The 25588-nt window shown below is 72.3% G+C and carries 23 protein-coding genes; 12 read left to right on the top strand and 11 right to left on the bottom strand.

Features of this window, described 5'->3' with window-relative positions; genetic code table 11:
- The first annotated feature begins 95 nt into the window (after positions 1-95).
- From AB0H75_RS01985 to AB0H75_RS01970, 4 genes are all read left to right on the top strand, one after another.
- A complete protein-coding gene (locus AB0H75_RS01985) occupies positions 96-836 on the top strand; it encodes a GntR family transcriptional regulator (protein WP_367788325.1) in 741 nt (246 codons plus the stop codon).
- Positions 837-936: 100 nt separating this feature from the next.
- Positions 937-2253, top strand: coding sequence for a PTS transporter subunit EIIC (locus AB0H75_RS01980; protein ID WP_367788323.1), 1317 nt, complete (start codon positions 937-939; stop codon positions 2251-2253).
- A 165-nt stretch (positions 2254-2418) separates the two neighbouring features.
- On the top strand, positions 2419-3732 hold the full coding sequence (locus AB0H75_RS01975) for a PTS transporter subunit EIIC (protein ID WP_367788321.1): 1314 nt from the start codon (positions 2419-2421) through the stop codon (positions 3730-3732).
- Positions 3733-3900: 168 nt separating this feature from the next.
- The gene (locus AB0H75_RS01970) at positions 3901-4317 is read left to right on the top strand and encodes an Rv3235 family protein (RefSeq protein ID WP_367788319.1); all 417 of its coding nucleotides are present in this window, start codon (positions 3901-3903) and stop codon (positions 4315-4317) included.
- A gap of 80 nt (positions 4318-4397) precedes the next feature.
- On the opposite strand, the gene secA is transcribed toward AB0H75_RS01970, so the two are convergent.
- Positions 4398-7187 (bottom strand): preprotein translocase subunit SecA, encoded by a 2790-nt coding sequence (secA, locus tag AB0H75_RS01965; protein ID WP_367788317.1) that lies wholly within the window; start codon positions 7185-7187, stop codon positions 4398-4400.
- Between the two features lie 224 nt (positions 7188-7411).
- On the opposite strand from secA, the gene AB0H75_RS01960 reads away from it, so the two are divergent.
- Both AB0H75_RS01960 and AB0H75_RS01955 read left to right on the top strand, forming a co-directional pair.
- Positions 7412-7672 carry an HGxxPAAW family protein gene (locus tag AB0H75_RS01960; RefSeq protein ID WP_367788315.1) on the top strand — a complete coding sequence of 87 codons (261 nt, stop codon included), beginning with the start codon at positions 7412-7414 and terminating at the stop codon, positions 7670-7672.
- A 208-nt stretch (positions 7673-7880) separates the two neighbouring features.
- Positions 7881-9074: a winged helix-turn-helix domain-containing protein gene (locus tag AB0H75_RS01955; RefSeq protein WP_367788313.1), complete on the top strand. Its 1194-nt coding sequence runs from the start codon at positions 7881-7883 to the stop codon at positions 9072-9074.
- Between the two features lie 67 nt (positions 9075-9141).
- On the opposite strand, the gene AB0H75_RS01950 is transcribed toward AB0H75_RS01955, so the two are convergent.
- The 9 genes from AB0H75_RS01950 to mtrA form a co-directional block, all read right to left on the bottom strand.
- Complete coding sequence (locus AB0H75_RS01950; protein WP_367788311.1) at positions 9142-9399, bottom strand: DUF3817 domain-containing protein; 258 nt, start codon at positions 9397-9399, stop codon at positions 9142-9144.
- Between the two features lie 5 nt (positions 9400-9404).
- Positions 9405-9848 (bottom strand): hypothetical protein, encoded by a 444-nt coding sequence (locus tag AB0H75_RS01945; protein WP_367788309.1) that lies wholly within the window; start codon positions 9846-9848, stop codon positions 9405-9407.
- 243 nt (positions 9849-10091) lie between these two features.
- Positions 10092-10535 (bottom strand): MarR family winged helix-turn-helix transcriptional regulator, encoded by a 444-nt coding sequence (locus tag AB0H75_RS01940; RefSeq protein WP_367788307.1) that lies wholly within the window; start codon positions 10533-10535, stop codon positions 10092-10094.
- A gap of 124 nt (positions 10536-10659) precedes the next feature.
- Positions 10660-11358 (bottom strand): response regulator, encoded by a 699-nt coding sequence (locus AB0H75_RS01935; RefSeq protein WP_367788305.1) that lies wholly within the window; start codon positions 11356-11358, stop codon positions 10660-10662.
- Between the two features lie 169 nt (positions 11359-11527).
- Complete coding sequence (raiA, locus tag AB0H75_RS01930) at positions 11528-12214, bottom strand: ribosome-associated translation inhibitor RaiA (RefSeq protein WP_367788303.1); 687 nt, start codon at positions 12212-12214, stop codon at positions 11528-11530.
- A gap of 627 nt (positions 12215-12841) precedes the next feature.
- Entirely contained in the window at positions 12842-13570 is a 729-nt protein-coding gene (locus AB0H75_RS01925; RefSeq protein WP_367788301.1) for a ComF family protein, read from the bottom strand.
- A gap of 53 nt (positions 13571-13623) precedes the next feature.
- Positions 13624-15372, bottom strand: a complete 1749-nt coding sequence (locus AB0H75_RS01920; protein WP_367788299.1) for an LpqB family beta-propeller domain-containing protein — start codon at positions 15370-15372, stop codon at positions 13624-13626.
- Positions 15359-17104, bottom strand: a complete 1746-nt coding sequence (gene mtrB, locus AB0H75_RS01915) for an MtrAB system histidine kinase MtrB (protein ID WP_367788297.1) — start codon at positions 17102-17104, stop codon at positions 15359-15361. The genes AB0H75_RS01920 and mtrB overlap by 14 nt, the downstream gene beginning before the upstream one ends.
- Positions 17105-17125: 21 nt before the next feature.
- Complete coding sequence (gene mtrA, locus AB0H75_RS01910) at positions 17126-17803, bottom strand: MtrAB system response regulator MtrA (protein ID WP_043620615.1); 678 nt, start codon at positions 17801-17803, stop codon at positions 17126-17128.
- 268 nt (positions 17804-18071) lie between these two features.
- Here mtrA and AB0H75_RS01905 point away from each other — a divergent pair, with 268 nt between their 5' ends.
- Genes AB0H75_RS01905 through AB0H75_RS01885 form a run of 5 tightly spaced genes read left to right on the top strand, consistent with a single transcriptional unit; the run spans position 18072 to position 23532 of the window.
- Positions 18072-19310: a glycerophosphoryl diester phosphodiesterase membrane domain-containing protein gene (locus AB0H75_RS01905; protein WP_367788294.1), complete on the top strand. Its 1239-nt coding sequence runs from the start codon at positions 18072-18074 to the stop codon at positions 19308-19310.
- On the top strand, positions 19307-19942 hold the full coding sequence (locus AB0H75_RS01900) for a DUF4129 domain-containing protein (protein ID WP_367788292.1): 636 nt from the start codon (positions 19307-19309) through the stop codon (positions 19940-19942). Before AB0H75_RS01905 ends, AB0H75_RS01900 begins: the two co-directional genes overlap by 4 nt.
- Positions 19939-21189, top strand: coding sequence for a DUF4350 domain-containing protein (locus tag AB0H75_RS01895; RefSeq protein ID WP_367788290.1), 1251 nt, complete (start codon positions 19939-19941; stop codon positions 21187-21189). The genes AB0H75_RS01900 and AB0H75_RS01895 overlap by 4 nt, the downstream gene beginning before the upstream one ends.
- Positions 21179-22159, top strand: coding sequence for an AAA family ATPase (locus AB0H75_RS01890; RefSeq protein ID WP_367788288.1), 981 nt, complete (start codon positions 21179-21181; stop codon positions 22157-22159). Before AB0H75_RS01895 ends, AB0H75_RS01890 begins: the two co-directional genes overlap by 11 nt.
- The gene (locus tag AB0H75_RS01885; RefSeq protein ID WP_367788286.1) at positions 22159-23532 is read left to right on the top strand and encodes a DUF58 domain-containing protein; all 1374 of its coding nucleotides are present in this window, start codon (positions 22159-22161) and stop codon (positions 23530-23532) included. The genes AB0H75_RS01890 and AB0H75_RS01885 overlap by 1 nt, the downstream gene beginning before the upstream one ends.
- On the opposite strand, the gene AB0H75_RS01880 is transcribed toward AB0H75_RS01885, so the two are convergent.
- Positions 23529-24521: a stage II sporulation protein M gene (locus AB0H75_RS01880; RefSeq protein WP_367788284.1), complete on the bottom strand. Its 993-nt coding sequence runs from the start codon at positions 24519-24521 to the stop codon at positions 23529-23531. The two genes, AB0H75_RS01885 and AB0H75_RS01880, sit on opposite strands and share 4 nt — an antisense overlap.
- 51 nt (positions 24522-24572) lie before the next feature.
- Between AB0H75_RS01880 and AB0H75_RS01875 the strand changes: the two genes are divergently transcribed.
- Entirely contained in the window at positions 24573-25553 is a 981-nt protein-coding gene (locus tag AB0H75_RS01875; protein ID WP_367788282.1) for an RDD family protein, read from the top strand.
- Positions 25554-25588 lie beyond the last annotated feature (35 nt).

Raw genomic sequence — 25588 nt, 5'->3', positions numbered from 1 at the left:
CGGGCTTGACCGCCTTTTGCGACCTGTGGTCTAGTCCGGACTAGACCAGTACGAACCATAACCCATCGCATGGCCCTGAACGAGGGGAGGATCCCGTGGCCCACATCGACCCGGACAGCCCGGTGCCCAAATACTTCCAGCTCCGCGAGATCCTGCTGGACCTCATCGACAGCGACGAGCTGAGCATCGGCGCCGCCATCCCGTCCGAGCGTGAGCTGTGCCAGCGGTTCGGCCTGTCCAGGATGACCGTCCGGCAGGCCGTCGACCACCTGGTCTCCGAGGGGCGGCTGCACCGGGTGCCGGGCAAGGGCACCTTCGTCGCGCGGCCGAAGATCGAGCTGGCGCTGCAGCTCACGTCGTTCACCGACGACATGCGGGCGCGCGGCATGGTGCCCGGCTCGCGCGACCTCGACCGGCGGATCGTGCGCGCCAGCGCCCACCTGGCCAAGGAGCTGGGCATCCAGCCGGGCGAGGAGGTGCACTTCATCGAGCGCCTGCGCACCGCCGACGGGGAGCCGCTGTCCATCGAGCGGGCGCACATCCCGGTCAAGCTCGCCCCCGACCTGGCCGAGCACGACCTGTCCGGCAGATCGCTGTACGAGCTGCTGGAGCGCCGCTACGGCCTCGTCATGGACGCCGGCGAGCTCACCATCGACGGCGGCATCGCCGACCCCAGCGACGCCGACCTGCTGAAGCTGCCGCGCGGTGGGGCCGTGTTGCTGCTCCAGCGCCGCTCGTTCTCCGGTGGCGTCTGCGCGGAGCTGGGCGTGTCCACCTACCGCGCCGACCGCTACCAGCTCCGCACCCTGCTCGAAATGCCCGTACGGCGGGGCTGACCGCCCCCCGACCGCCCCCGGCGCTCCCCCTGGAGGCGCCGGGGCTCCGGCGCTCCCAGAGGCCGGAAGCCTGGCGCTTGCACCCCCGGAGGAACGCCCGGTGAACGAGACCGCCGCCGCCCGGCCCTCGCCCCTCGCACGCGTCATGACCGTGCTGCAGCGGCTGGGCCGCTCCCTGATGCTGCCCATCGCCGCGCTGCCCTCCGCCGCGCTGCTGCTGCGTTTCGGCCAGCCCGACATGCTCGGCTCGAACGGCGCCGATCCCGGCGGCCTGGCCGACGTCGCGGGCTTCGCCTGGATGGGCGAGGTCGCCGAGGTGCTGGCCGCGGCCGGCGGCGCGCTGCTGGAGAACCTGCCCCTGCTGTTCGCCGTCGGGGTGGCGATCGGCTTCGCCCGCAAGTCCGACGGCTCCACCGCGCTCGCCGCCGTGGTCGGCTACCTGGTCTTCGACCGGGTCACCAAGGTCATGTTCTTCGGCTCCGGCATCCGGGACACCGTCTCCATCAGGGAGGTCCAGGAGCAGGGCGGCATCCGGGAGATCATCAACTACGGCATGCAGAACCCCACCAAGGTGCTCGGCGGCATCGTGATGGGCCTGGTCGCCGCCCTGCTCTGGCAGCGGTTCCACCGGATCAAGCTGCCCTCCTGGCTGGCCTTCTTCGGCGGGCGCCGCTTCGTGCCGATCGTCACCTCCATCGTGGCGCTGCTCCTCGGCGTGCTGTTCGGCTGGTTGTGGCCGGTCATCGGCGAGTGGATCCGCCACGCCGGCGAGGCCCTGACCGCCCTCGGCCCGGTCGGCACCGGCGTCTACGGCGTGATCAACCGCCTGCTCATCCCCTTCGGCCTGCACCACTTCGTCAACTCGGTCGTCTGGTACGTCGTCCCGCAGTGCGAGGTCGGCGGCCGGGTGCTCGGCGGCGACTGGAACTGCTACTTCGGCGGCGCCGCGCACTCCGGCCAGTTCATGGCCGGGTTCTTCCCGGTCATGATGTTCGCGCTGCCCGCCGCCGCCCTGGCCATGTGGCGGGCCGCGCCCAAGCACCGCCGGGCCGCGGTGGGCGGCATCATGCTGTCGGCGGCGCTGGCGTCGTTCGTCACCGGCATCACCGAGCCCATCGAGTTCGCCTTCATCTTCGTGGCCCCGCTCCTGCTCGTGGTCCACGCGCTGCTGACCGGCCTGGCCATGGCGCTGACCACGCTCGTCGGCGGGCAGCTCGGCTTCGGCTTCTCCGCCGGCCTGCTCGACATGCTGCTGAACGCCAGCAAGTCCAACACCGAGAACCTGCCCGGCATCCTGTTGCTGGGCGCGGTCTACGGCGTGGTCTACTACGCCGTCTTCACGTTCCTGATCCGCAGGCTCGACATCATGACCCCCGGCCGCGAGCCCGAGCCGGACCTCGACTCGGGCGAGACCTAGCATCCGCTTCGCCTTCTCCCCGCGGGCACGTCCCCGAGCGCCTCCCGACCCTGACCTCGTGAGCCGTTTTCTCCCGATGCCGGAGTGGTAGGAACACACCATTCCCCCGCGAACGGATCAGCGAAAGATCAGCGGACGGATCAGCGGGCGGGGGGAAGCGCGGCGATGACAGCCGACGGCTCGGGCGGCCCGCGTGGCTCGGGCGGCTCGGGCGGCTGGGCGGCAGGGTGGACGGCGGGGTGGGCGGCGACGTTCGCCGTGTTGCAGCGCATCGGTCGCTCGCTCATGCTGCCCATCGCCGTCCTGCCCGCCGCCGGCCTGCTCTTCCGCTTCGGCCAGGACGACCTGCTCGGCGCGGTGCCCGGGCTGGTCCCGCTCGCCCGGGTGCTGGCGGCCGCCGGTGGCGCCCTCTTCGAGAACCTGCCCGTCCTGTTCGCCATCGGCGTGGCCATCGGCTTCGCCCGCAAGTCCGACGGCTCCACCGCCCTGGCCGCCCTGGCCGGCTACCTGGTCTTCGACCGCGTCACCAAGACCCTGTTCCTCGACGCGGGCGAGGGCGCCGTCCACGAGAGGGTCCTGCTCGTCCTGCGCGACGGCACCCGTACGCTCAACACCGGCGCGCAGAACCCGACCGGCGTCCTCGGCGGCATCGTCATCGGCCTCACCGCCGCCCTGCTCTGGCAGCGCTTCCACCGCACCAGGCTGCCCTCCTGGCTGGCCTTCTTCGGCGGGCGCCGCTCGGTGCCCATCCTCACCGCCGTCGCCGCCCTGCTCCTCGGCATCGTCTTCGGCCTGCTGTGGCGGCCGGTGGGCGACTGGCTGGGCGGGGCCGGCGACTGGCTGTCGGCGCACGGCCCCGCCGGAGCCGGCATCTACGGCGTCGCCAACCGCCTGCTGATCCCCCTCGGCCTGCACCACTTCCTCAACACCATCGTCTGGTTCACGCTGCCGGACTGCCACGCCGGCGTGCACGGCGCCACCCGCGACGCCACCGGCGACCTCAACTGCTACTTCGCCGGCGAGCAGGGCGCCGGCATCTTCATGACCGGCTTCTTCCCCGTCATGATGTTCGGCCTGCTCGGCGCGGCCATCGCCATGTGGCGCGCGGCCCCGCCCGACCACCGCTCCGGGGTCGGGGGCATCCTGCTGTCGGCCGGGCTGACGGCCTTCGTCACCGGGATCACCGAGCCGCTGGAGTTCGCGTTCATCTTCGTGGCGCCCGCGCTCTTCGCCGCGCACGCGCTGCTGACCGGCCTGTCGATGGCGCTCATGGCCGCGCTCGGGGCCAGGCTGGGCTTCACGTTCTCCGGCGGCGCGATCGACCTGCTCCTGAACGCCGGCAAGTCGAACACGCACGGCCTCGGGCTGATCCTCGGGTTCGGCGTGGTGTACCTGGTCGTCTACTACGCCGTCTTCTCCGTCCTCATCCGCGCCCTGAACCTGCCCACCCCGGGCCGCGAGGTTACGGCCGGTCTCTAGCCCGCGCCGCTCGCCGGCCGGAACGGCCGCCCAGCGCTCCAGCTCCCGCCGCCCTTTCCCGGACAGAAGCGGAGGATGAGCGGCGGGAGCCGGGGAAGCTGGCGGAGCACGTACCGCCCTGCCGGGCCGAAAACTCCTAAAGGCATTTCCCGGCGAAGAGGAGGACCCGTGTCGGCAGCCCCCCACATCTCGCTCACCGGCCCGTTCACCGGCCCGCTGACCGACGGCGCCCTGGCGCTGGACAGCCCTCCCCCCATGATCTGGGGGCCGCCGGGCTCGACCCCCGACGAGCGCCGGCTGCGCCATCTCGGCCAGGCCCTGGCCGAGGTGCTGGCCGGCCACCGCGCTCCGGAGACCCTGGCCGACCGGCTCACCATCGGCGCCTACCGCCATCTTCTCGGCACGGGGCCGATGTTCCGCAGCCCGGCCGTGCCGTTCGTCGGCAGCGTCCACGTGACCGAGCCGCGCGACGGCGTGATCGAGATGTGCGTACGGGTCTCCTGCGGCGAGCGCGACCGCGTCCTGGCCGTCCGCCTCGAACGCCGCGGCCTCCACTGGCTGTGCACCGACATCGAGACCGCCTGACCCCCGGCAGGAGCCCGCCCGTGAACGCCGGAGGGACCCCCGCCCAACGGGCGGAGGCCCCTCCGGTCATGCTTCTTCGATCAGGCGGCGTGCTTGGGGTCGCCGTGGCAGCGCTTGTACTTCTTGCCGGACCCGCACGGGCACGGCGCGTTGCGCTCCACGTTGCCGTACGCGGCCCGCTCCGCCGCGGTCGTGCGCACCCGGGTGTGCTCGACCTCGCCCTGCTCGCCCGGCGCGCTGTATTCCAGCTCGGCCGGCCGCTCGGGGCCGCGCAGCCCGCGGGCGATGATCGAGCGGGTCTCCGCGATGGCCGCGTCCTCCTCCTCCACGATCGGGTTCTGCTGAACCTCGACCTCAAGGTTGAACAGGAAGCCGACGGAGTCCTCCTTGATGCCCTCCAGCATCGCGGCGAACATCTCGAAACCCTCGCGCTGGTACTCGATCTGCGGGTCCTTCTGCGCGTAGGCCCGCATGCCGATGCCCTCGCGCAGGTAGTCCATCTCGTAGAGGTGCTCGCGCCACTTGCGGTCGAGGACGGACAGGATGACCCGGCGCTCCAGATCGCGCATGGTCTCCGGGCCGATCTCGTCCTCCCGCCTGGCGTACGCCTCCAGCGCGTTGGTCTTGACCTTCTCGCTGATCAGCTCGGCGGTGAGCTCCTCGCGCCCGCCGGCCTCCTCGACGACGTCGTCGACGCTGAGCGAGATCGGGAACAGCTCGCTGAAGGCCCGCCACAGCTTGTCGAGGTCCCACTCCTCGGCGAAGCCCTCGGAGGTGGCACCCTGGACGTAGCCGTCGATGACCTCGCCGATGAAGCCCTGCACCTGGTCGTGCAGGTCGGCGCCCTCCAGCACGCGCCGGCGCTCGGAGTAGATGACCTTGCGCTGGCGGTTCATCACCTCGTCGTACTTCAGAACTTCCTTGCGGATCTCGAAGTTCTGCTGCTCGACCTGGTGCTGGGCGGAGGCGATGGCCTTGGAGACGATGCCGGACTCGATCGGCTGGTCGTCCGGGATGTTGAGCCGGGTCATGATGACCTCGACCCTGGCCGAGTTGAACAGGCGCATCAGGTCGTCGCCGAGCGAGAGGTAGAAGCGCGACTCGCCGGGGTCGCCCTGACGGCCGGACCGGCCGCGGAGCTGGTTGTCGATGCGGCGCGACTCGTGGCGCTCGGTGCCCAGCACGTAGAGGCCGCCGAGCTGGGTGACCTCGTCGTGCTCGGCCTTGACGGCAGCCCGGGCCTTCTCCAGCGCCTCGGGGTAGGCCTTCTCGTACTCCTCCGGCGTCTCGACCGGGTCGAGGCCGCGCTGGCGCAGCTCCAGGTCGGCGCGGAACTCGGAGTTGCCGCCGAGCATGATGTCGGTGCCTCGACCGGCCATGTTGGTGGCGACGGTGACGGCGCCCTTGCGGCCCGCCTCGGCGATGATCGTGGCCTCACGCGCGTGGTTCTTGGCGTTGAGCACCTCGTGCGGCACGCCGCGGCGCTTGAGCGCCTTCGACAGCCGCTCGGACTTCTCCACCGAGGTGGTGCCGACGAGCACCGGCTGGCCGCGCTCGTAGCGCTCCTTGATGTCCTCGACCACCGCGTTGAACTTGGCGTCCTCGGTCTTGTAGACCACGTCGGGCTGGTCCTTGCGGATCATCGGCCGGTTGGTCGGGATCGGGACCACACCGAGCTTGTAGGTCTGGTGGAACTCGTTGGCCTCGGTGGCGGCCGTACCGGTCATGCCGGCCAGCTTGTCGTAGAGGCGGAAGTAGTTCTGGAGGGTGACCGTGGCGAGCGTCTGGTTCTCGTCCTTGACCTTCACGCCCTCTTTGGCCTCGATGGCCTGGTGCATGCCCTCGTTGTAGCGGCGGCCGTGCAGGATGCGGCCGGTGAACTCGTCGACGATCAGGACCTCGCCCTCGGAGACGATGTAGTCCTTGTCGCGCTTGAACAGCTCCTTGGCCTTGAGCGCGTTGTTGAGGAAGCCGACGAGGTGGGTGTGCTCGGGCTTGTAGAGGTTGTCGATGCCGAGCCAGTCCTCGACCTTCTCGACGCCGGACTCCAGGATGCCGACCGTGCGCTTCTTCTCGTCGACGATGTAGTCGCCGGTGCTCTCCTCGCCGGGGTTCTTCGCCTCGACGCCCCTGCGCAGCCGCGGGACGATCTTGGCGAACTCCTGGTACCACTTGCCGGACTGCTCGCCGGGACCGGAGATGATCAGCGGCGTCCTGGCCTCGTCGATGAGGATCGAGTCGACCTCGTCCACGATCGCGTAGTAGTGGCCGCGCTGCACGCACTCCTCCAGCGACCACGCCATGTTGTCGCGGAGGTAGTCGAAGCCGAACTCGTTGTTGGTGCCGTAGGTGATGTCGGCTTCGTACTGCTTGCGGCGCTCGTCGGGCTCCTGGCCGGAGATGATGCAGCCGACCTCCAGGCCCAGGAAGCGGTGGATGCGGCCCATCGTCTCGGCGTCACGCTTGGCGAGGTAGTCGTTGACGGTGACGATGTGGACGCCCTTGCCGGACAGCGCGTTGAGATAGGAGGGCAACGTACAGGTGAGGGTCTTGCCCTCACCCGTCTTCATCTCGGAGATGTTGCCCATGTGGAGGTTGGCGCCACCCATGATCTGCACGTCGTAGGGGCGCTGGCCGAGCACGCGGCGGGCCGCCTCGCGCACGGTCGCGAACGCCTCGGGAAGCAGATCGTCGAGTGTTTCGCCGTCCGCGTAGCGCTGCTTGAACTCGTCCGTCAGCGCGCGCAACTCCGCGTCGGACAGGCTCGTGAAGTCGTCCTCGATGGAGTTGACCTGGTCTGCGATCCGCTTGAGCTTGCGCAGGGTCTTACCTTCGCCGGCACGCAGGATCTTGTCGAGAATGGCTGCCACTTTATGTAAAGCTCCTCGCAGGTCTACCCCGGCGGCGCCGCCAGGAGGAGAGGCCGAGACAAACTTCCCCGACTGCCATCGTAGGCGCTTCCGCAACCAGACACAGCCACCGTGCCGACGAGGGCGCGGGACTGGTCTGGGAGAATGGGGGCAAGGCAGAGGGTACGCCGGTTGACCGCCGGCCCGCACGTATAGCGGTATAACCGGTAAAGAGAGGATTAAGCATGGTTGAGGGCAAGAAGTCGGAGCAAACGGAGAATCTCGGCAGCCACGGCGGACGGGCGTCATCGTGGCTGGCGGTGACGGTCATGCTGGCCGGGTTCATCGTCGCCGGCTTCGGGCTGACCGCCACGAGCTGGACGCTGATCTGGATCGGCGCGGGGGTGTTCGTCGTGGGCGGCATCCTCGCCCTCGTCTTCGACATCTTCACCGACGTCGTGATCGACGCGCCGCGCGTGGGCATGCGCGCCGAGGACCACCGCTGAGGATCCATCGACGATCACTGCCAACGCGATCTCCCCGGCGGGCCCGCCCAAGCGGCGGCCCGCCTTTCTTCTCGCCCCGCCCGGTCTCCCTCCCCTCTCCTCCCCGCCCGCGTGCGTACAGGCCGGGCCGTTTTGTCGGTGACCGGCGCTAAATTGCTCACATGTGCCACCCCGTAGCCGCCTCTCCGTACGCCGAAGCACCGCAGACATGACCGGCAGCCCGATCGACCTGACCCTCGACGAAGCACGCCGGATCATCCTGCGCTCCCAGGGCCTCATCGGCGCCGACGCGCGCAAGGGCGGGGCGCACGGCATGCTGCGCAGGCTGGGCGCCGTGCAGCTCGACACGATCTCGGTCCTCGCCCGCTCCCACGAGCTGGTCGCCTACGCCCGCCTGGGCTCCGTGGGCCGGCCCACGGTCGAGCGGGCCTACTGGCACGACCCGGCCCGGAGCTTCGAGTACTGGTGTCACGCGGCCTGCATCCTGCCGATCGAGCACTGGCCCCTCTACTCCTTCCGCCGCCGCGCCTTCCGTGAGCGCAAGTTCCGCTGGCACGAGGTCCCCGACAACGTCGACAAGCTCCTCGACCAGGTGCGCGGCTCGGGCCCGGTGATGACCACCGACGTGGGCGGCGCGAAGAACGGCGGCCCCTGGTGGGACTGGTCCGACTCCAAGATCGGCCTGGAGTGGCTGCTCGACATCGGCGAGCTCGTCTGCACCCGCCGCGTCGGCTGGCGGCGCGTCTACGACCTGGCCGAACGCGCCGTCCCCGCCGACCTCCTGGCCCAGGACCTCCCCGACGAGGAGTGCGTGATCCGGCTGGCCGGCATCGCCGGGCGCTCGCTGGGCGTGGCCAACCGCACCGACCTGATCGACTTCCTCCGCCTCAAGGGCCGGTTCGCGGCGATCCTGGACGAGGCCCTGCTCAGCGGAGCGGCGGGCCTGACGCCGGTGCGGGTGTCGGGCTGGCCGGGCAAGAAGGGCCAGGCCAACGCCTGGGCGGACCCGGTGGCGCTCGGGTCGGAGCCGCGCGGCCGCCACCGCACCACGCTCGTCTCGCCGTTCGACTCCCTGATCTGGCACCGCGGCCGTACGGAGCGGGTGTTCGGCTTCACGTACACGCTGGAGCTCTACGTCCCCAAGCACAAGCGCGTGCACGGCTACTTCACGATGCCGGTCCTGGCGGGAGGCCGGCTGATCGGGCGCGTGGACCCGGCGCGCGAGGGCAAGACCCTGGTCGCCCGGCGGGTCCACCTGGAGCCCGGCCTGTCCCCCGCCAAGTGGGCCGGCGCGCTGGCCGACGCCCTGTGGTCGGCGGCCGGGTGGGTCGGCTGCGACTCCGTCCGCGTCGAGTACGCCGACCCCCCGGAGCTCGTCCCGATCCTGAACACCCCGCGCTGACGGCCGGGGGCGGGCCGGACCGGCGCCGCCCCCGGGGAGCGGCGGCCGCTCCCGCCGCCACGAGTGCTCAGCTCTCCTGGGGGCGGGATCGGCCGCGCAGGGCACGCAGGGCGAGCAGCCCGCCGATCCCCGGCACGAGCGCCCGCCACCGGGCACCGGCGGCCGACGGGTTCGACGAGACGGCCAGGACGACGGCCAGGTAGGCGATGCCGTGCAGCGGCCCGCCGTACGTCGTGATCGCCTTCGCGTGCACGGTGAGGAGGTTCGCCAGCAGCACGGCCAGCGAGGCGGCCTCGACCACGGACATCACTCGCAACAGCCGCATCCCGCTCACCCCTCCGCCCCGGGCCGCGCGATCATCAGGACCACCACGACCGCCCAGGCCAGGTTGTACAGGCCGGCGAGCATGGCCAGCGTACGCAGCCGCGCCACCGGGCCGGGCGAGTCGAGCGCCGCCCGCTGGCGCGGCACGATCTGCGCGGCCAGCAGGACCGCCGCGCCGGCGGTGAGCACCATCGACAGGGTGATCCAGATCTCCCCCATCCGCCCCTGCACCCCCGCCAGGACGATCCCGGCCAGCGGCACGATGAGGGCGGCGACGGCGTAGCCGCGGCTGACGCGGTGCAGCGCGGCCGCGACGGCGGGGTTGCGCTCGCCTCCCTCCGGCGGCTCCGTGGGGGCGTAGCGGGGAAACAGGCTCGTCGCGACGGCCGACCCGCCGACGAACACGACGGCGGCCAACACGTGCACCGACAACAGGACGACTTCCATCATGTGCGCCTCCTCCAACCTTCAGGTTCCCTGAAGCCTATCCAAAGCTTCAGCCCCCCTGAAGATCGGGCCCCGCCAGGCCACCCGCCCTTGGAATGGAGCCGGCTCGGAAGCCCTCATCCCCCCGACCACACGCCCCCGGGATCGCCGGCCGGCCGGGCTCCGTAGACCCAGCGAACAGCGGAGAACCCCAGGAGCAGCGAGAGCGAGGCGCCAAGGGGCAAAGGGGCGGCGGCGGGGAGGGGGTCAGCCGGTGGGATTGCCGGGGAAGGCCGCTTGGATGGCTGTGCCCACCTGGCGGCGGATCGGGTCGGCTTCGGGGCCGAACAGGCGTTCGTCCACCCCGGACACCGCCTCCATCGCCGCCCGCATCAGGCGCTTGCCCTCGGGCGTCACCTCGATGACCGACGCCGCGCCCGCGCGGGCGCGGCTGTCGTTCACCAGACCGGCCCGCTCCAGCACCTTCACCGCCGCGTGCGCGCTCTGCACGGTGATCCCGGACATGCGTGCCAGGTCGCTGAACGACGCCCCCGGCATGGCGGCGATGTGCCCCAGCAGCCCCAGCCGGCTGACCGTCAGGTCGAGCGGTGCCAGTGCCGCGTTCAGCTCGGCCTCGACCTGGCGGGCCAGCGTCAGCACCACGATCGAGGTGCTGGTGGCGGGCGGCGCGGGACGAGCGTTCTCGGGCACCGTCCCAGTGTCCCGCACGCACGGGCACGCGGCGCACCGCAGGTGGCGTGGCGCACCGCGGGTCGCACCGCGGGTCCCGCCGGTGCCGGCGCCGAAACCGTCGGCGCCGGCGTCGGCGGAACGGTCAGGTGATCTCCAGCATGCGTTCGCGCACCGCGTAGACCACGGCCTCCATCCGCGAGTGCAACTGCAGCTTGTCGAGGATGTTGCGGACGTGGTTCTTCACGGTGTTCTCGGAGATGAACAGCTGCTTGGCGATCTCGCGGTTGTTCATGCCCTTGGCCACCAGCCGCAGGACCTCCATCTCGCGCTCGGTCAGCCGGGGCACGGGCAGCTGGGGCGGGCGTTCGGCCCCCTTGCGGCTCATGTTCGCGAACTCGCTGATGAGCTTGGCCGCCATCGCCGGGTTGATCAGCGACTGGCCTTCGTACACGCCGCGCACGGCGGCCGGGACGTCGTTGATCTGGACGTCCTTCAGCAGGTAGCCGGTCGCCCCTGCCTTGATGGCCTCGAAGAGGTCCTCCTCCTCGTCGCTCACGGTCAGCATGATGATGCGGGTGCTGGGGACCGAGGCCTTGATGCCCTTCGTCGCCTCGATCCCGTCCTGCCGCGGCATGCGTACGTCCATGAGCGCGACGTCGGGCATGAGGCGATCGGCCAGTTCGACCGCCTCCTGCCCGTCGCTCGCCTCACCGACCACCTCGATGTCGGGCTCAGCCGCCAGCGCCAACGCCAGGCTCCGCCTGATCAGCTCGTGATCGTCCACGATCAGCACGCGAATGGGCTCGCTCGCTGACGTGCGGGCCTCGCCGGACTCGCTCACGAGGCCTCCTCGGTCCGCCTCGCGACTGCGTTTCCCTCGCGGCGCTCGCTCACCTGAACCTGACTGAGCTCGCTCACGTCTCCTCCTCGTCGGGGGCCAGAGCCGTAACCGCCATGATGGCACGTGTGCCGCGGTCACCGGGTGGTCGAGAAGATCTTTTAGCGCACGATCAGGGCTCTACGAGCCGCAACACGCCGTAGTTGTACCCGCGTCTGTTGTAGACGACGCTCGGCTGGCCGCTCTCCTTGTCACGGAACAGGTAGAAGTCGTGGCCCACGAGCTCCATCTCCAGCAGCGCCTGGTCGATGGTCATGGGTTCGGCTCGGTGGAACTTCTCCCGGACGATGAGCGGCCCGTCGCCGTCCATCTCGATCGGGACGATGTCGTCATCCTGCTTGTCGTCGTTGTAGCGATCGTCGGCGTGCTGGAACAGCTCGTCCTCGCTGGGCGCGGCCGGCTCCGGCACGGCGCGCTCCTGCCGGGGCGCCAGGTCGGCGACGTCCGGGAGGGTCGCGGTGATCTCCGCCACCGAGGGCGGGCAGTGGTTTCCGTGATGGACCTTGCGCCGGTCGGCCAGCCGCCTGAGCCGGCCCTCCAGCTTGTCGAGGGCTATGTCGAGGGCGGCGAACCGGTCGTCGGCCGAGGCTTCGGCGCGGATGGCCGGCCCCCGGGAGTGAATGGTCAGCTCGACGCGCTCCCGCTGTCCGGCGAGGCGCGGATTGCGCTCCTTCGACACCTCCACATCGACTCGGATGAGTTTGTTGTCCAGACGTTCGATCCTGGCCAGCTTGGTGGTCACGTGGTCGCGGAACCGGTCACTCACACCTGTGTGCCGGCCCTTGACGATGATCTCCATGCAAAAGCCCCCCTTCCGTCTAACGACTGTGCAAGAGCGCCCGAGAACCTGCACACCGGGCGGGGTCTTCTGTCTGCCTTTCTGTCACCCTTACCCTCTTCCGAATCGCGGTCGCCGGGAACTCGGAAGGCACCCGTCCGGCCGACCTGGTCTTCGACCCCACATCCGCCTGCTGAGGGTCTCGCAGCTCTGTTGCCACTACTGCCCTTCTCTTCTGGCGAGAAGCATCTGGCTTCTCGGGAAGGCAGGACTTACCTCTAAGCCGCACCGTGATCGGTCGACAAAGAGTCGCCTTACGTGGACCGTTTTGCCTGCGGCTGGCATCGGCTAGCAGAGCCGGGAGCCCCGGCTCTGCGCAACCACGGACCCGAACGGGTGCCATGTCAGAACGCTATCCGCATCCTGGGCGGATGTCAGCCGGAGGATCGACCGAACGATCACGGTGCGTGATATCAGCGAGGTCGGAATGGGCGGTTTGGTGTCCTGTTTAATCGGTCGGCGACCCGTATGGTCGGGTGCTGACCGCCCGTTGATCTGCGCCGCCGCGACCCCCGAGGAAGCGACATGTGACCTCCCGGTGAGGGGTGCGGATGCCGGACTCTTTACTCACCGTCACCGTAATGGTTTTTAAGATCTTCGGCGTGTCGCGGCGACGGTGATCGCCATCGGGACCAGCATTCCCGCTGATCGGAGGGCTCGCGCGGCCTCGGCGAGGGTGGCGCCGGTCGTGACGATGTCGTCCACGAGCAACGCACAGGGCGCTGGAGGGCCGCCCGCGGCGCGGACGACCTGGAGTGACCCGGCGAGGTTGGCGGCCCGCTCGGCGCGGCTCAGGCCCGCCTGGTCGGCCACCGGGCGGACCTGCGCGAGGGCCGCCCACGGGCGCGCGGGCAGGCCGAGCGCGCTCATGGCGCGGGCGGCCGGCCGGGCCAGACGGGCGATCGGGTCGTGGCCCCTCGCGCCGACGCTGGCCCGGCTGCTGGGCACGGGGACGACGGCGAACCCCCCGGCCCCGGCCGCCCAGGAGGACGACGGGGCGCGGGAGAGTGCCGTGAGCGCGGTGAACGCCAGCGCCTGCGCCAGGACGGCCGCCAGCGCCACCGCGCCCCGCTCCTTGTAGGCGAGGAGCGCCCGGCGGGCCGGGCCCTCGTACGGCCCGGCCGACCAGCAGTCGGGGAGGCCGGGCGGGCAGGGGTGCGGCAGGCGCCTGGCCGGGCGGGCGGTCAGCTCCGCCACGCAGGCCGCGCAGCAGCGCGCCCCCTTGGCTCCGCAGGCGGCGCAGGCGGGAGGCAGGACCAGGTCGAGCACGGCGGTCAGCACGCGGCCCAGCATGCCGCCCGCCACCGACAGTTCCACCCCCGCAGGCCCGGGTCCCGGGGGCCGTCCTGCGCCGGAAAGCGAGGGGCGGGTCAGCCCAGGGGGAACAGAGGGGTGCCGGCGTCGGGTTCGATCTTGGTGGTCCAGCTCTGGTCCTGCGACAGCTCCAGGATCTCCGAGCCCCTCCCCTTGTCGGCCTCCGCCTGCGCCAGCACGTGCTCGTTCAGCGCCGCCACGCGTTGCAGCCGGTTCTTCAGCGGGATCTCGGTGATGTCGCCGTCACCGATGTCGATCTCGTTCAGTATCTGCCCGGCCGTGCTCTTGACCAGCACGAGCACGTGCTCGTCGTCGCGCCACGCGAGGTCCTCGATCTCGCCGCCCGGGCCCCTGGCGGTCGGCACCCGGACGTTGCTCAGCATCAGCCCGCCCGCCTGGGTCAGCGCGCCGATGTGGACGAGGTTCTCGCCGTCCTCGCCGGTGGTCAGCGCCACCCGCACGCCGTCCCTGGCGATGCGCAGGCGGGTGACGTCCCAGCCCTTGAGACCCGGCGCGGCGATCCGCTCGGCCGGGCGGCCCGAGGCGGGGTCGTAGCGCAGCACGACGCCGTTCTTGCGGTCGAACGTCCACAACGAGCCGTCGCGGTGCCACGACGGCGCCGTGAGGTCCTGCGGGCCGCCGTGGATGACCTCCCGCCACTGCGCGTCCTGGCTGACGGCGGTCACCGAGATGCCGGTGGAGGTCCGCGCGGCCACGAAGTCGCCCTGCTTGGAGACGGCGAAGTCGGAGTAGCCCTCGCGCGGCTGCCCGGCCGGGCCCGCGACGGGGTTGCCCGGCCCCTCGCTGGTCAGGTCGCGGACGGCGCCCTTGCTGACGTAGAAGTCGGCGTTGACGCCGTTGTCCAGCCAGCCCTGGTCGACGTTGGGCTGCGAGACGGAGTACGGCTCCCCGTCCACCTGCACCTCGATGACGCGGCCCTTGGCCACGTCGTTGTTGGTGAGGCTGTAGCGGATCTGGGCCATGAGGCCGTGCTCGCCGCTCAGGTCGAAGGGGTCGATCGGGCCGGACAGGTTGACCACCACCCGCTCGTCCTCGCCCGAGCGCACCGACTCGACCCTCGTGCCGAGCGGGAAGCTGGTGCCCACCGCGCCCTCCAGGGCCGCGCTGGGGCTCTTGAGCAGCCGCTCCAGGATGATCTGCGCGTAGGTCTCGGTGGGGCGCAGCCGCAGCGGCACGCTGTCGACGACGAGCCGGTCCTGCGTGCCGCCGCCCAGGTAGTAGAGCTTGGTCGGCCGGTACGCCCGGTCGACGTCGGACTTGGTCAGGATGAGCCCCGGCGGCAGGCCGCTCACCCGGTAGCCGCCCTCCTTCACCTTGACCAGCTCGAACGAGCGCACCCAGTTCCCGGCCAGCGGGACGTAGGTGTCGTCCTCCTCGATCCTGGCGATCTGCGGCACCTTGACCGTCACCTTCTGCGCCGTCTCGGTGCCGTCCTGGTCGCCGAGGTCGAAGCTCCAGTGCCAGGCGTCGTCGAGCACGGTCACCGCGCCCGACGGGCTCCAGCTCTTGAGCGCCTCGGGGGTGAGGTACTGCGGCAGGATCGTCGGGTCGTCGGCGTAGGCGGCCATGGCCGCCTGGAGGCCCTTGATGGTCTCCTGGGGGCCCCAGCCGGGCTGCGGGAGGGTGGCGATCATGCGCTGGAACGGCTTGCTCAGCGGGTCGCCGCTGCCGGAGTCGTCCACCATGTAGGGCCCGGTGACCGGGATCACCGTGCAGCCCGAGCTCGCCAGCACCACGGCCGCCGCGGCCGTGACGAGCGTCCAGAAGCGGCTAGTCCTCCTCATCGACCGCTCCGTCCCCCGTGGCGGGCAGCAGCACGGGCGTCATGGCCCCGCGCCAGGTGCGCCGCATCTCGATCTCCGGCGGCACCAGCGGCAGCGGCGACCCCTTGAGGTCGGCCCCGGCCGTCCTGGGCAGCGTCAGCCTGAACTGCGAGCCCTCGCCCGGCTGGCCCCACGCCTGGAGCCAGCCGCCGTGCAGCGTGGCGTCCTCGCGGCTGATGGCCAGGCCGAGGCCGGTGCCGCCGATGGTCCGCGCGCGCGAGGGGTCGGCCCGCCAGAAGCGGTCGAAGACCATCGTGTCCTCGCCCGGCTTGAGGCCGATGCCGTGGTCGCGTACGGCGACCGCCACGGCGTCCCGGTCGGCGCCGACGGTGACCACGATCTCCCGGCCCTCGCCGTGCTCGATGGCGTTGAACAGCAGGTTGCGCAGGATGCGCTCGACTCTGCGGTTGTCGATCTCGGCCATGCAGGGCTCGGGCGGCAGGCGCAGCTCGAAGCGGGTGCCGTGCCGCTCGGCCAGCGCCTCGGAGTCCTCGATCGCGCGCAGCACGACCTTGGTGACGTCCACGGGCTCCAGGTCGAGGGTGGCGGCGCCCGCGTCGTAGCGGCTGATCTCCAGCAGGTCGCCCAGCATGGACTCGAAGCGTTCGAGCTGGGCCTGCATGAGCTCGGCCGAGCGGGCGGCCATCGGGTCGAAGTCTTCGCGGGCGTCGTACAGCAGGTCGGCGGCCATGCGGACGGTGGTCAGCGGGGTGCGCAGCTCGTGGGAGACGTCGGAGACGAACTGCCGCTGGACCTGCGACAGCTCCTCGAGCTGGTGGATCTTGAGCGCCAGGTTGGCGGCCATCTCGTTGAACGAGTTCGCCAGGCGGGCCAGGTCGTCCTCGCCGCGTACCTTCAGCCGCTCGTCGAGCTTGCCGGCGGCCAGGCGCTCGGCGGCCTGGCGGGCCAGCCGGACCGGGGTGACGACCTGCCTGGCCACCAGATACGCGATCGCCGCCAGCAGCAGCACCAGGCCGAGGCCCACCACCACGATGGCGAGGCGGACGTTGGTCAGCAGCGCCTCTTCCTCGTCGAGCGGGAAGAAATGGTAGACCTCGTAGTTCTGGCCGGTGAACGGCTCGTGGACGACGCCGCCGACGATGTACATGAGCCGGGCCTGGCTCTGGCCGGTCAGCGCGACCCGCGCGATGGAGACGATGGGCTTGTCGTACTCCAGCTTGTCGACGTTGCGCCGCAGCCCGGCGCGCAGGGCGAGCGGCACGTTGGCGGGCACGAGGCGGCCGGAGGCACGCGACTGGCCGGGGCTGGCGACGTTGAGGATGAGCACGTCGTAGCGCTTCTTGGAGCCGCCGTCACCGGAGCCGGTGACGGTGCTCATCACCTCGTCGAGCGGGTTGGCCGTGGACTTGCCCGCGTCGACGGCCTTGGCCTGGTCGTCGTCGGGAGGGGCCAGCGCGTCGGCGATCTGCAACCGGTCGGCGTTGGCCTCGCTGACCGAGGACTGCTGGCTGCTCTGGATGACGGCGTTGTTGATCTGCTGGAACAGGAACGCGCCGAGCACCACCACCACGATGACGGAGATCACCAGCGTGCTGGTGACCACCTGGAGCTGGAGCGAGCGCCGCCAGACGCTGCGTGCCCTGCCCGCCGCACGGCGCACCCGCCGGCGGACGCCGCCGAGGATCTGGCGGAGCGTCCGCCGGCGCGGGCGCCTGTTCTTCGTCGGGGGCATGGCGGAGCGGCGTGGGGCAGGTCAGGCGGGGCCGGCTTTGTAGCCCACGCCGCGGACCGTGACCACGATCTCGGGGTGCTCGGGGTCCTTCTCGATCTTGGCCCGGAGCCGCTGGACGTGCACGTTGACCAGCCGGGTGTCGGCCGCGTGCCGGTAGCCCCAGACTTGCTCCAGCAGGACCTCGCGGGTGAAGACCTGGCGCGGCTTGCGGGCCAGCGCGACGAGCAGGTCGAACTCGAGCGGCGTGAGGTTGATGGTCTCCTCGCCCCGCTTGACCGAGTGACCGGCCACGTCGATGGTGATGTCGCCGATCTGGAGGATCTCCGGGGTCGGCTCGTCGGTACGGCGAAGGCGCGCCCGCACCCGCGCGACCAGCTCCTTCGGCTTGAACGGCTTGACGATGTAGTCGTCGGCACCGGACTCCAGCCCGAGGACGACGTCGATCGTGTCGCTCTTGGCCGTGAGCATGACGATCGGAACCCCCGACTCAGCCCGGATCCTGCGCGCCACGTCGATGCCGTCGGCCCCCGGCAGCATCAGGTCGAGCAGGACCAGGTCCGGGCGCGTGTCCCGGAACGCGTCGAGGGCCTTGTCGCCGTCGGAGACGAAAGATGGTTCGAAACCCTCGCCCCGAAGCACGATCCCCAGCATCTCGGCGAGAGCGGCGTCGTCGTCGACGACCAGCACGCGACCTTTCATGGCCCCTCATTCGTTCTACGCATTGTGGGACATACCCGCACGATCGCTGAAGGTTACCCTCGGTGGACCCATGAGTGTGACCTGAGCCCTACAAAAGGCGAATTTTAGGTCCGCCCCCGCGACCGCAACCTCAGTCTGAGGTAACAGAGCGACTTTCGGCCATCCCCGGAGGGGAAGCTCGCCAGATTCGCCCAGGAATGCGGGCTTAATACCTCAGCGAATCCGCTCTGCGACACCACCGCCCCGCCCAGCATGCCAGGATTGGGATATGTCAGACGGTCACGGTCCCTCGCCCGAGACGCCCCCCGGCTGGTCGGCCGCAGAGCCCCCGCCCTACAGCGCCCCGCCGGCCTCCCCGTGGACCGCGCCCGGCTCCCCCGAGCAGGTGCCCTACGGGCAGCCGTACGGGCAGGCTCCGCAGCCCGCCGGGCCGCCCCACGGGCCCGGCCCGCAGCCACCCTATCCCGCCCAGCAGCCACCGGCGTACGGCCACCTGCCGCCGCCCGCGCTGCGGCCGGGCATCATCCCGCTGCGCCCGCTGGGCGTGGGCGACATCCTCGACGGCACCATCAAGCTCATCCGCTCCAACCCCAAGGCCGTGCTGGGCCTGTCGGTCCTGGCCGCGCTGCTCACCTCCGTGCCGCTGGCCGTGGGGCAGGCGTTCGTGCTCGACACGGTGGCCGACAACCTGGACGAGCCCGGCACGGCCTCCGCGGGCACGCCGCTCACCGGCCTGGCCGCCCAGTACGGCGGCACGCTGGTGTCCTACGCCGTCCAGTTCGTCGTGGTCACGCTGCTGACCGGCGTGCTGACCCGCATCCTCGGCCGGGCCGTCTTCGGCGGCCACCTCGGCGCCGGCGAGGCGTGGCGGCTGGTCAAGGGCCGCGTCCCGGCGCTGTTCGGCGTCGTCGGGCTCATGGTCGTGATCATGGTGGTGCCGCTGGCCGCCTTCGTGCTGATCGGCGTGGCGCTGGCCGTCAACGGCGCCGGCGTCGGCGCCGTGCTCGGGGTGACGGTGTTGTTCATCGTCCTCTACCTCGCCTACTACCTGTACTTCCGCACCCGCTTCGCGTTCGCCTCGCCGGCCGTGGTGCTGGAGGGCCGCGGGCCGCTCGACGCCATGCGCCGCTCCTGGCACCTGGTGACCGGCGACTTCTGGCGGGTGTTCGGCATCCTGCTGCTCACCTCGCTGCTGGTGGGCCTGGTGTCGAGCATCCTGTCGCTGCCGTTCACGCTCGCCGGCACGCTGTTCGGCATGTTCGGCGCGGGCTCGGTGGCCAACGCGGTCGTCTCGGCCGTGCTGATCGCGATCGGCGGCACGCTCGCCGCGATGCTCACCTATCCCTTCGAGGCGGGGGTGGCCGGCCTCCTGTACGCCGACCGGCGGATGCGCGGCGAGGCCTTCGACCTCGTGCTCCAGACCGCGGCCATCGAGCAGCAGCGCCAGGGCTGGGTGCACGCCTCGGCCGACGAGCTCTGGCACCCGTCCCACTCCGCCAGGTCGTGAGCCCGGCCGGCAGGGAGGAGGCGGCGCGGCGGGCCGCGGAGGAGCTCCTCAAGCCCCAGTACGAGCACGAGTCGCTGCCCGACCTGCTCAGGCGCCGCTTCGAGCAGTTCCTCGGCGACCTGATCGACGCCGTCACGGGTGACGGCCCGGCGGGCGGGCTCATCGCCGCCGTCGTCATCCTGGTGATCATCATCGCGGCGATCGTGCTGGTCTCGTGGTACCTGCGCCGCACCCGCCGCGACCGGGCGCCCGAGGCCGGCGGCCTGTACGGCGAGCGCGCCATGACCGCCGACGAGCACCGCCGCGCCGCCGAGCGCCTGGCCGGCGAGGGGCGCTGGAGCGAGGCCGTCCAGGAACGGCTCCGGGCCATCGCCCGCGACCTGGAGGAACGCGCCCTGGTGGACGGCATGCCGGGCCGCACCGCCGACGAGCTGGCGGCCGAGGCCGCGGCGGCGCTGCCCGCCTTCGCCGAGGAGCTGGCGGCGGCGGCCCGCTCGTTCGACGAGGTGACCTACGGCGGCGTGCCCGGCACCCCCGGCGCCTACGCCGCCATGACCGGCCTCGACGAGCGCCTGCGCCAGGCCCGCCCGGTCCCGCTGCCCGCCGCGGCCCCCGCCGGAGGAACTCCGTGAGCGCGCCCCCCGACTCGTCCCTCGCCCCCGGCGGCCCGGCGCTCGGCGAGCCCGCCGTCACCCCCGACGGCGTGGTGCCCGCCGATCCGCCGGGCGGCTCCGAGCCGACCTCTCCCACGATCCGCTCCACCTGGAACGCCGGCCGCCTGTTCGTGCTCCTGGGGGCCCTCGTCGTCCTGATGGCGGTGCTCGGCGTGCTGCTCTCCCCGCAGCGCGGGCCCTCCCGCCCGCTCGACCCCGCCGACACCTCGCTGGCCGGCTCCAGGGCCCTGGCGGAGCTGCTGCGCGCCCGCGGCGTCCAGGTCGACCGGGTGGACTCCGCCGAGGCGGCCGCCCAGCGGGCCGCGGCGGGCGGCGACCGGCTGCTGCTGATCACCGACACCACCTACGTCAACGAGTACGCCCTGGCCAGGATCCAGGGCGACCGCCTGGTCGTCGGCGCGGTGCCCGGCCTCGAAGCCCTGGCCCCGGGCGTGCGCACCGACGCGGTGCCGGCCCGCACCCGCTCCCGCGAGCCCGGGTGCGCCCTGCCCGCGGCGCGGGCGGCGGGCAGCGCCTACATGGGCGGCGCGGCGCTCCACGGCCCCGCCGGGGCGGTCCGCTGCTACCCGGCCACCGGGGGCGGCCACACGCTGGTCTCCTACCGCAACGCGGGCGGCACGACCACGGTCGTCGGCGACGGCTCGTTCATGACGAACCTGCGCCTCGGCGAGGACGGCAACGCCGCGCTCGCCCTCAACCTCATCGGCACCGGCCGGCCGGTGACCTGGCTGGTCCGCCCCGACCACCCGCCCGTGACGGAGCTGCCCGGCGAGCGCGGCAAGTCGATCTACGACCTCATGCCCGACAACGTGCGCTGGACCGTCTACATGGCGATCATCGCCGTGGCCCTGACCGCGTTCTGGCGCGGGCGGCGGCTCGGCCCCGTCGTGGCCGAGCGCCTGCCGGTCATCGTGCGCGCGGCCGAGACGGTCGAGGGCCGCGGCCGCCTCTACCGCGCCCGCCGCGCCCGGCAGCGGGCCGCCGACGCCCTGCGCGCGGGCACGATCGACCGCCTGACCCCCAGGCTGGGCCTGGCCACAGGAGCGGGCCGGCAGGAGGTCGTCGCCGCCCTCGCCGCGCGCACCGGCCAGGACGCCCACCAGATCGGCGCGGCCCTGTACGGCCCGCCGCCCACCGACGACGCGGCCCTCGTCGATCTGGCCGCATACTTGGACCTCATGGAAAGGCAGGTCAGTGAGCTTTGAGGAGAGTTACCGCGCCACGACGTCCGCCGACGCGGCCAGGGACGCGCTCGCCGCGCTGCGCGCCGAGGTGGCCAAGGCCGTCGTGGGCCAGGACGCGGTGGTGACGGGGCTGGTCATCGCGCTGCTGTGCAAGGGGCACGTGCTGCTGGAGGGCGTGCCCGGCGTGGCCAAGACGCTGATGGTCCGCACGCTGTCCGCCGCCCTGTCGCTGGACTTCAAGCGGGTGCAGTTCACCCCTGACCTGATGCCGGGCGACGTGACCGGGTCGCTGATCTACGACACGAGGACCGCGGAGTTCGAGTTCCGCGAGGGTCCCGTCTTCACGAACCTGCTGCTGGCCGACGAGATCAACCGCACCCCGCCGAAGACGCAGGCCGCGCTGCTGGAGGCGATGGAGGAGCGGCAGGTCAGCGTGGAGGGGGCGGCCAGGCGGTTGCCCGACCCGTTCGTGGTGTGCGCGACCCAGAACCCGGTCGAGTACGAGGGCACCTACCAGCTCCCCGAGGCGCAGCTCGACCGGTTCCTGCTGAAGCTGACCGTGCCGCTGCCGCCGCGCGAGCAGGAGGTCGCGGTGCTGGAGCGGCACGCGCGCGGGTTCGACCCGCGCGACCTGTCGGAGGTCAAGGCCGTCGCCACCGCCGACGACCTCGCGGCCGGGCGGCAGGCCGCCGCCCAGGTGCACGTGGCGCCCGAGGTGCTCGGCTACATCGTGGACGTCGCGCGCGCCACCCGCAGCTCGCCCTCGCTTCAGCTCGGCGTCTCGCCGCGTGGCGCGACGGCGCTGCTGGCCGCGTCCCGGGCGTGGGCGTGGCTGTCCGGGCGCTCCTACGTCACGCCGGACGACGTCAAGGCGCTGGCCAGGCCCGCGCTGCGGCACCGCGTGCAGCTCCGGCCCGAGGCGGAGCTGGAGGGCGCCACCGCCGACGGCCTGCTCGACGGCATCCTGGCCTCGGTCCCGGTCCCGCGCTGATGGTGCTGACGGGGCGGGCCGCGCTGGTCGCGGCGCTCGGGACCGTGGTGGTGATGGTCGCGCCGCGGCCCGCGGCGGCGCTGGCCGGGGTGTGCCTGCTGCTGGCCGCCGCGGTCGTCGTGGACCTGACGTTCGCCGGGTCGGTGCGGGCGCTGCGCCTGCGCCGGTCCGGGGACACGCTGGTGCGGCTCGGACAGCGGGCCACGGTCGAGCTGGTCGTGGAGAACCCCGGGCCGCGGCGGGTGCGGGGCGTGCTGCGCGACGCCTGGCCGCCGTCGGCCGGGGCCACGCCGCGCGTCGCGCCCCTCGACGTGCCCAAGGGCGAGCGCCGCAGGATCGTGGTCACGCTCGCTCCCACGCGGCGCGGCGACCGGTCGCCGGTGGCGGTCACGGTGCGCTCGCTAGGGCCGCTCGGGCTGGCCGGCCGGCAGGGGAATCACCGCGTGCCGTGGACGGTGCGGGTGCTGCCGCCGTTCCTGTCGCGCAAGCACCTGCCCGCGCGGCTGGCCCGGCTGCGCGAGCTGGACGGGCGGCACCCGGCGCTGGTGCGCGGGCAGGGCACCGAGTTCGACTCGCTGCGCGAGTACGTGGTCGGCGACGACGTGCGCTCGATCGACTGGCGGGCCACGGCGCGCAGGCACGACGTGGTGGTGCGCACCTGGCGGCCCGAGCGCGACCGGCGGGTGCTGATCGTGCTCGACACCGGGCGCACGTCGGCGGGCCGCGTCGGCGACGCGCCGATCCCCCTGGCCGGGGCGGCGGCGGGCGGCGGCGGGCTGCTGGCACGGCCGGACCCGCGGCCGGTGGCGGGGTGGCCGCGGCTCGACTGGTCGATGGACGCGGCGCTGCTGCTGGCCGCGCTCGCCGCCCGCGCCGGCGACCGGGTCGACTTCCTGGCCCACGACCGGGCCGTACGGGCCTGGGTGAGCGGAGCGTCCCGCACCGAGCTGCTGTCGTCGCTGGTCAACGTCATGGCGCCGATCGAGGCCGAGCTGGTCGAGGCCGACGCGCAGGGCATGGTGGCGGCCGTCCTGTCGCGGGCCAAGCGGCGCTGCCTGGTGGTGCTGCTGACCGACCTCAACGGGGCGGCCATGGACGAGGGGCTGATGCCGGTGCTGCCGCAGCTGTCGTCGCGGCACCTGGTGCTGGTGGCCGGGGTGTCCGATCCGCGGGTGGCCGCGATGGCGGCCCGGCGCGGGACGGCCGAGGAGGTCTACGACGCGGCGGCGGCCGAGCACGCCCGGCTCGAACGGCGGCGCATCACGGCCCGGCTGCGGCGCGCCGGGGTCGAGGTCGTGGACGCGCCGCCGGAGGACATCGCGCCGGCGCTGGCGGACGCGTACCTGGCGCTGAAGGCCGCGGGCCGCCTCTAGGCGGTGGGGGCGGTGTCGGGGGCGCGTTCGATGTCGCCGGTCTCGTGCGCCCGCAGGGCGCGCCGGCCGAAGGCGATGACGTAGCCGAGGAAGGCCACCTCCGCCAGCACGCCGATGCCCACCCGAGCCCAGGTCGGCAGCCCCGACGGGGTGACGAACGCCTCGATCAGCCCCGACGCGAACAACACCGCCACCAGCCCCAGCGCCACGCTCATCACGGCCCGCCCCTGCTCGGCCAGGACCTCGGTGCGCCGGCGCGGCCCCGGGTCGATGACCGTCCAGCCCAGGCGCAGGCCGACGGCCGCCGCCAGGAAGACGGCGGTCAGCTCCAGCAGCCCGTGCGGGGTGATCAGGCCGAAGAAGATGTCCAGCTTGCCGCGGGAGGCCATGAGGCCGCCGGAGATGCCGACGTTCGCGGCGTTCTGGAACAGCGCGTACGGAATGGGCAGCCCCAGCAGCACCGAGTAGATGATCATCTGGGCGGACACCCACGCGTTGTTGAGCCACACCCGGCTGGCGAAGGAGGCGGCCGGGTTCTCGGAGTAGTAGTCGGCGAAGTCGTGCTCGACGAGCCGGGTGATCTCGTCGGGCGTGCCGATCGTGGCCTGCACCTCGGGGTTGGCCGCCACCCACGCGCCCAGCACCCAGGCCACGGCCGTGCAGGCCAGCGCGCTGGCCAGCCACCACCACCGCGCCCGGTAGGCCACCACGGGGAACGACACCGTGAAGAAGCGGCCGAACTCCCGCCACGCGGGCGTGCGCGCCCCCGTCACCGCGGACCGGGCCCGCGCCACCAGCGCGGACAGCCGGCCGACGAGCATCGGGTCGCGGGCGGCGGAGCGGACGATGGACAGGTGCGTCGCCACCCGCTGGTAGAGGTCGACCAGCTCGTCCACCTCGGCGCCGGTCAGCGACGAGCGGTGCTTGACCAGATGGTCGAGCCGGTCCCAGGCCGGGCGGTGCGCGGCGATGAACGCGTCGATGTCCACCCGAACATTCTGGCCGCTCGGTCACCCGCGCACAGCCGTTAGGCTCCACATATGTCAGAGGTTGTGACGGGGGACGCGGTCGTCGTCGAGGTGCGGGTGGCGCAGATGCCCTCCCGCGCGGTGGCGATCGTCATCGACGTGGCGGTGCAGCTCGTCGTGCTGGTGCTGGCGTACGCGGCCGTCGGGACGTTCGCCACGATCTCGGACGTGGCCATGCTCGCGGCCGTCATGATCGTGCTGGTCGTCCTGGTCATGGTCGGCTATCCGGTGATCTTCGAGACGCTCAGCCGGGGGCGCAGCCTCGGCAAGCTGGCGCTCGGCCTGCGGGTGGTGAGCGACGACGGCGGGCCGGTGCGGTTCCGGCAGGCGCTGTTCCGCGGGCTGGCAGGCGTGGTGGAGTTCTGGATGTTCCTCGGCGCGCCCGCGCTGATCGCCTCGCTGGTCTCGCAGCGGGGCAAGCGGCTGGGGGACGTCTTCGCGGGCACGATCGTCATCTCCGACCGCGCGCCGCGCGGGAGCGGGCAGGCCATCGTGATGCCGCCGCCGCTGGCGGCCTGGGCCGCGACGCTGGAGCTGTCGCGGCTCCCCGACGAGGTGGCGCAGGCGGCCCGCCAGTACCTCCTGCGCTGGCACGACCTGTCGCCGCGGCTCCAGCACGAGATGGGGGTGCGGATCGCCACCCAGACGGCGGCGTTCGTGTCGCCGTCGGCACCGGCCGGGGTGCCGCCGTACGCGTACCTGAGCGCCGTGCTGGCCGAGCGCCGCAGGCGCGAGGAGGCCCGGCTGGCCCGCATGGCCGGCACCGCGGGCGTCCCCGCGCCGCCGCACCTGCCACCGTCACCGCCACCGCCTCCGCCGCCGCACCTGCCGCCGTCACCGCCACCGCCTCCGCCGCCGCCGGGCCCTCACGCCCAGCCCGGTCCGTACGCGCCCCCGCCGCCCTCCTCCCCGCCGCCTCCCCCGCCGTCTTCGCAGCCGCCCGCGCCGCAGCCGCCGCGCACCACGCCGGGCGGGTTCGCGCCCCCGCAATGAGGAACGGCGGCCGCCCCCGCCAGGGGGACGGCCGC

The sequence above is a fragment of the Nonomuraea sp. NPDC050783 genome (genome assembly GCF_040802095.1).
In the GTDB taxonomy this organism is placed as follows: domain Bacteria; phylum Actinomycetota; class Actinomycetes; order Streptosporangiales; family Streptosporangiaceae; genus Nonomuraea.
This window is presented reverse-complemented; position numbering and strand designations above follow the sequence as displayed.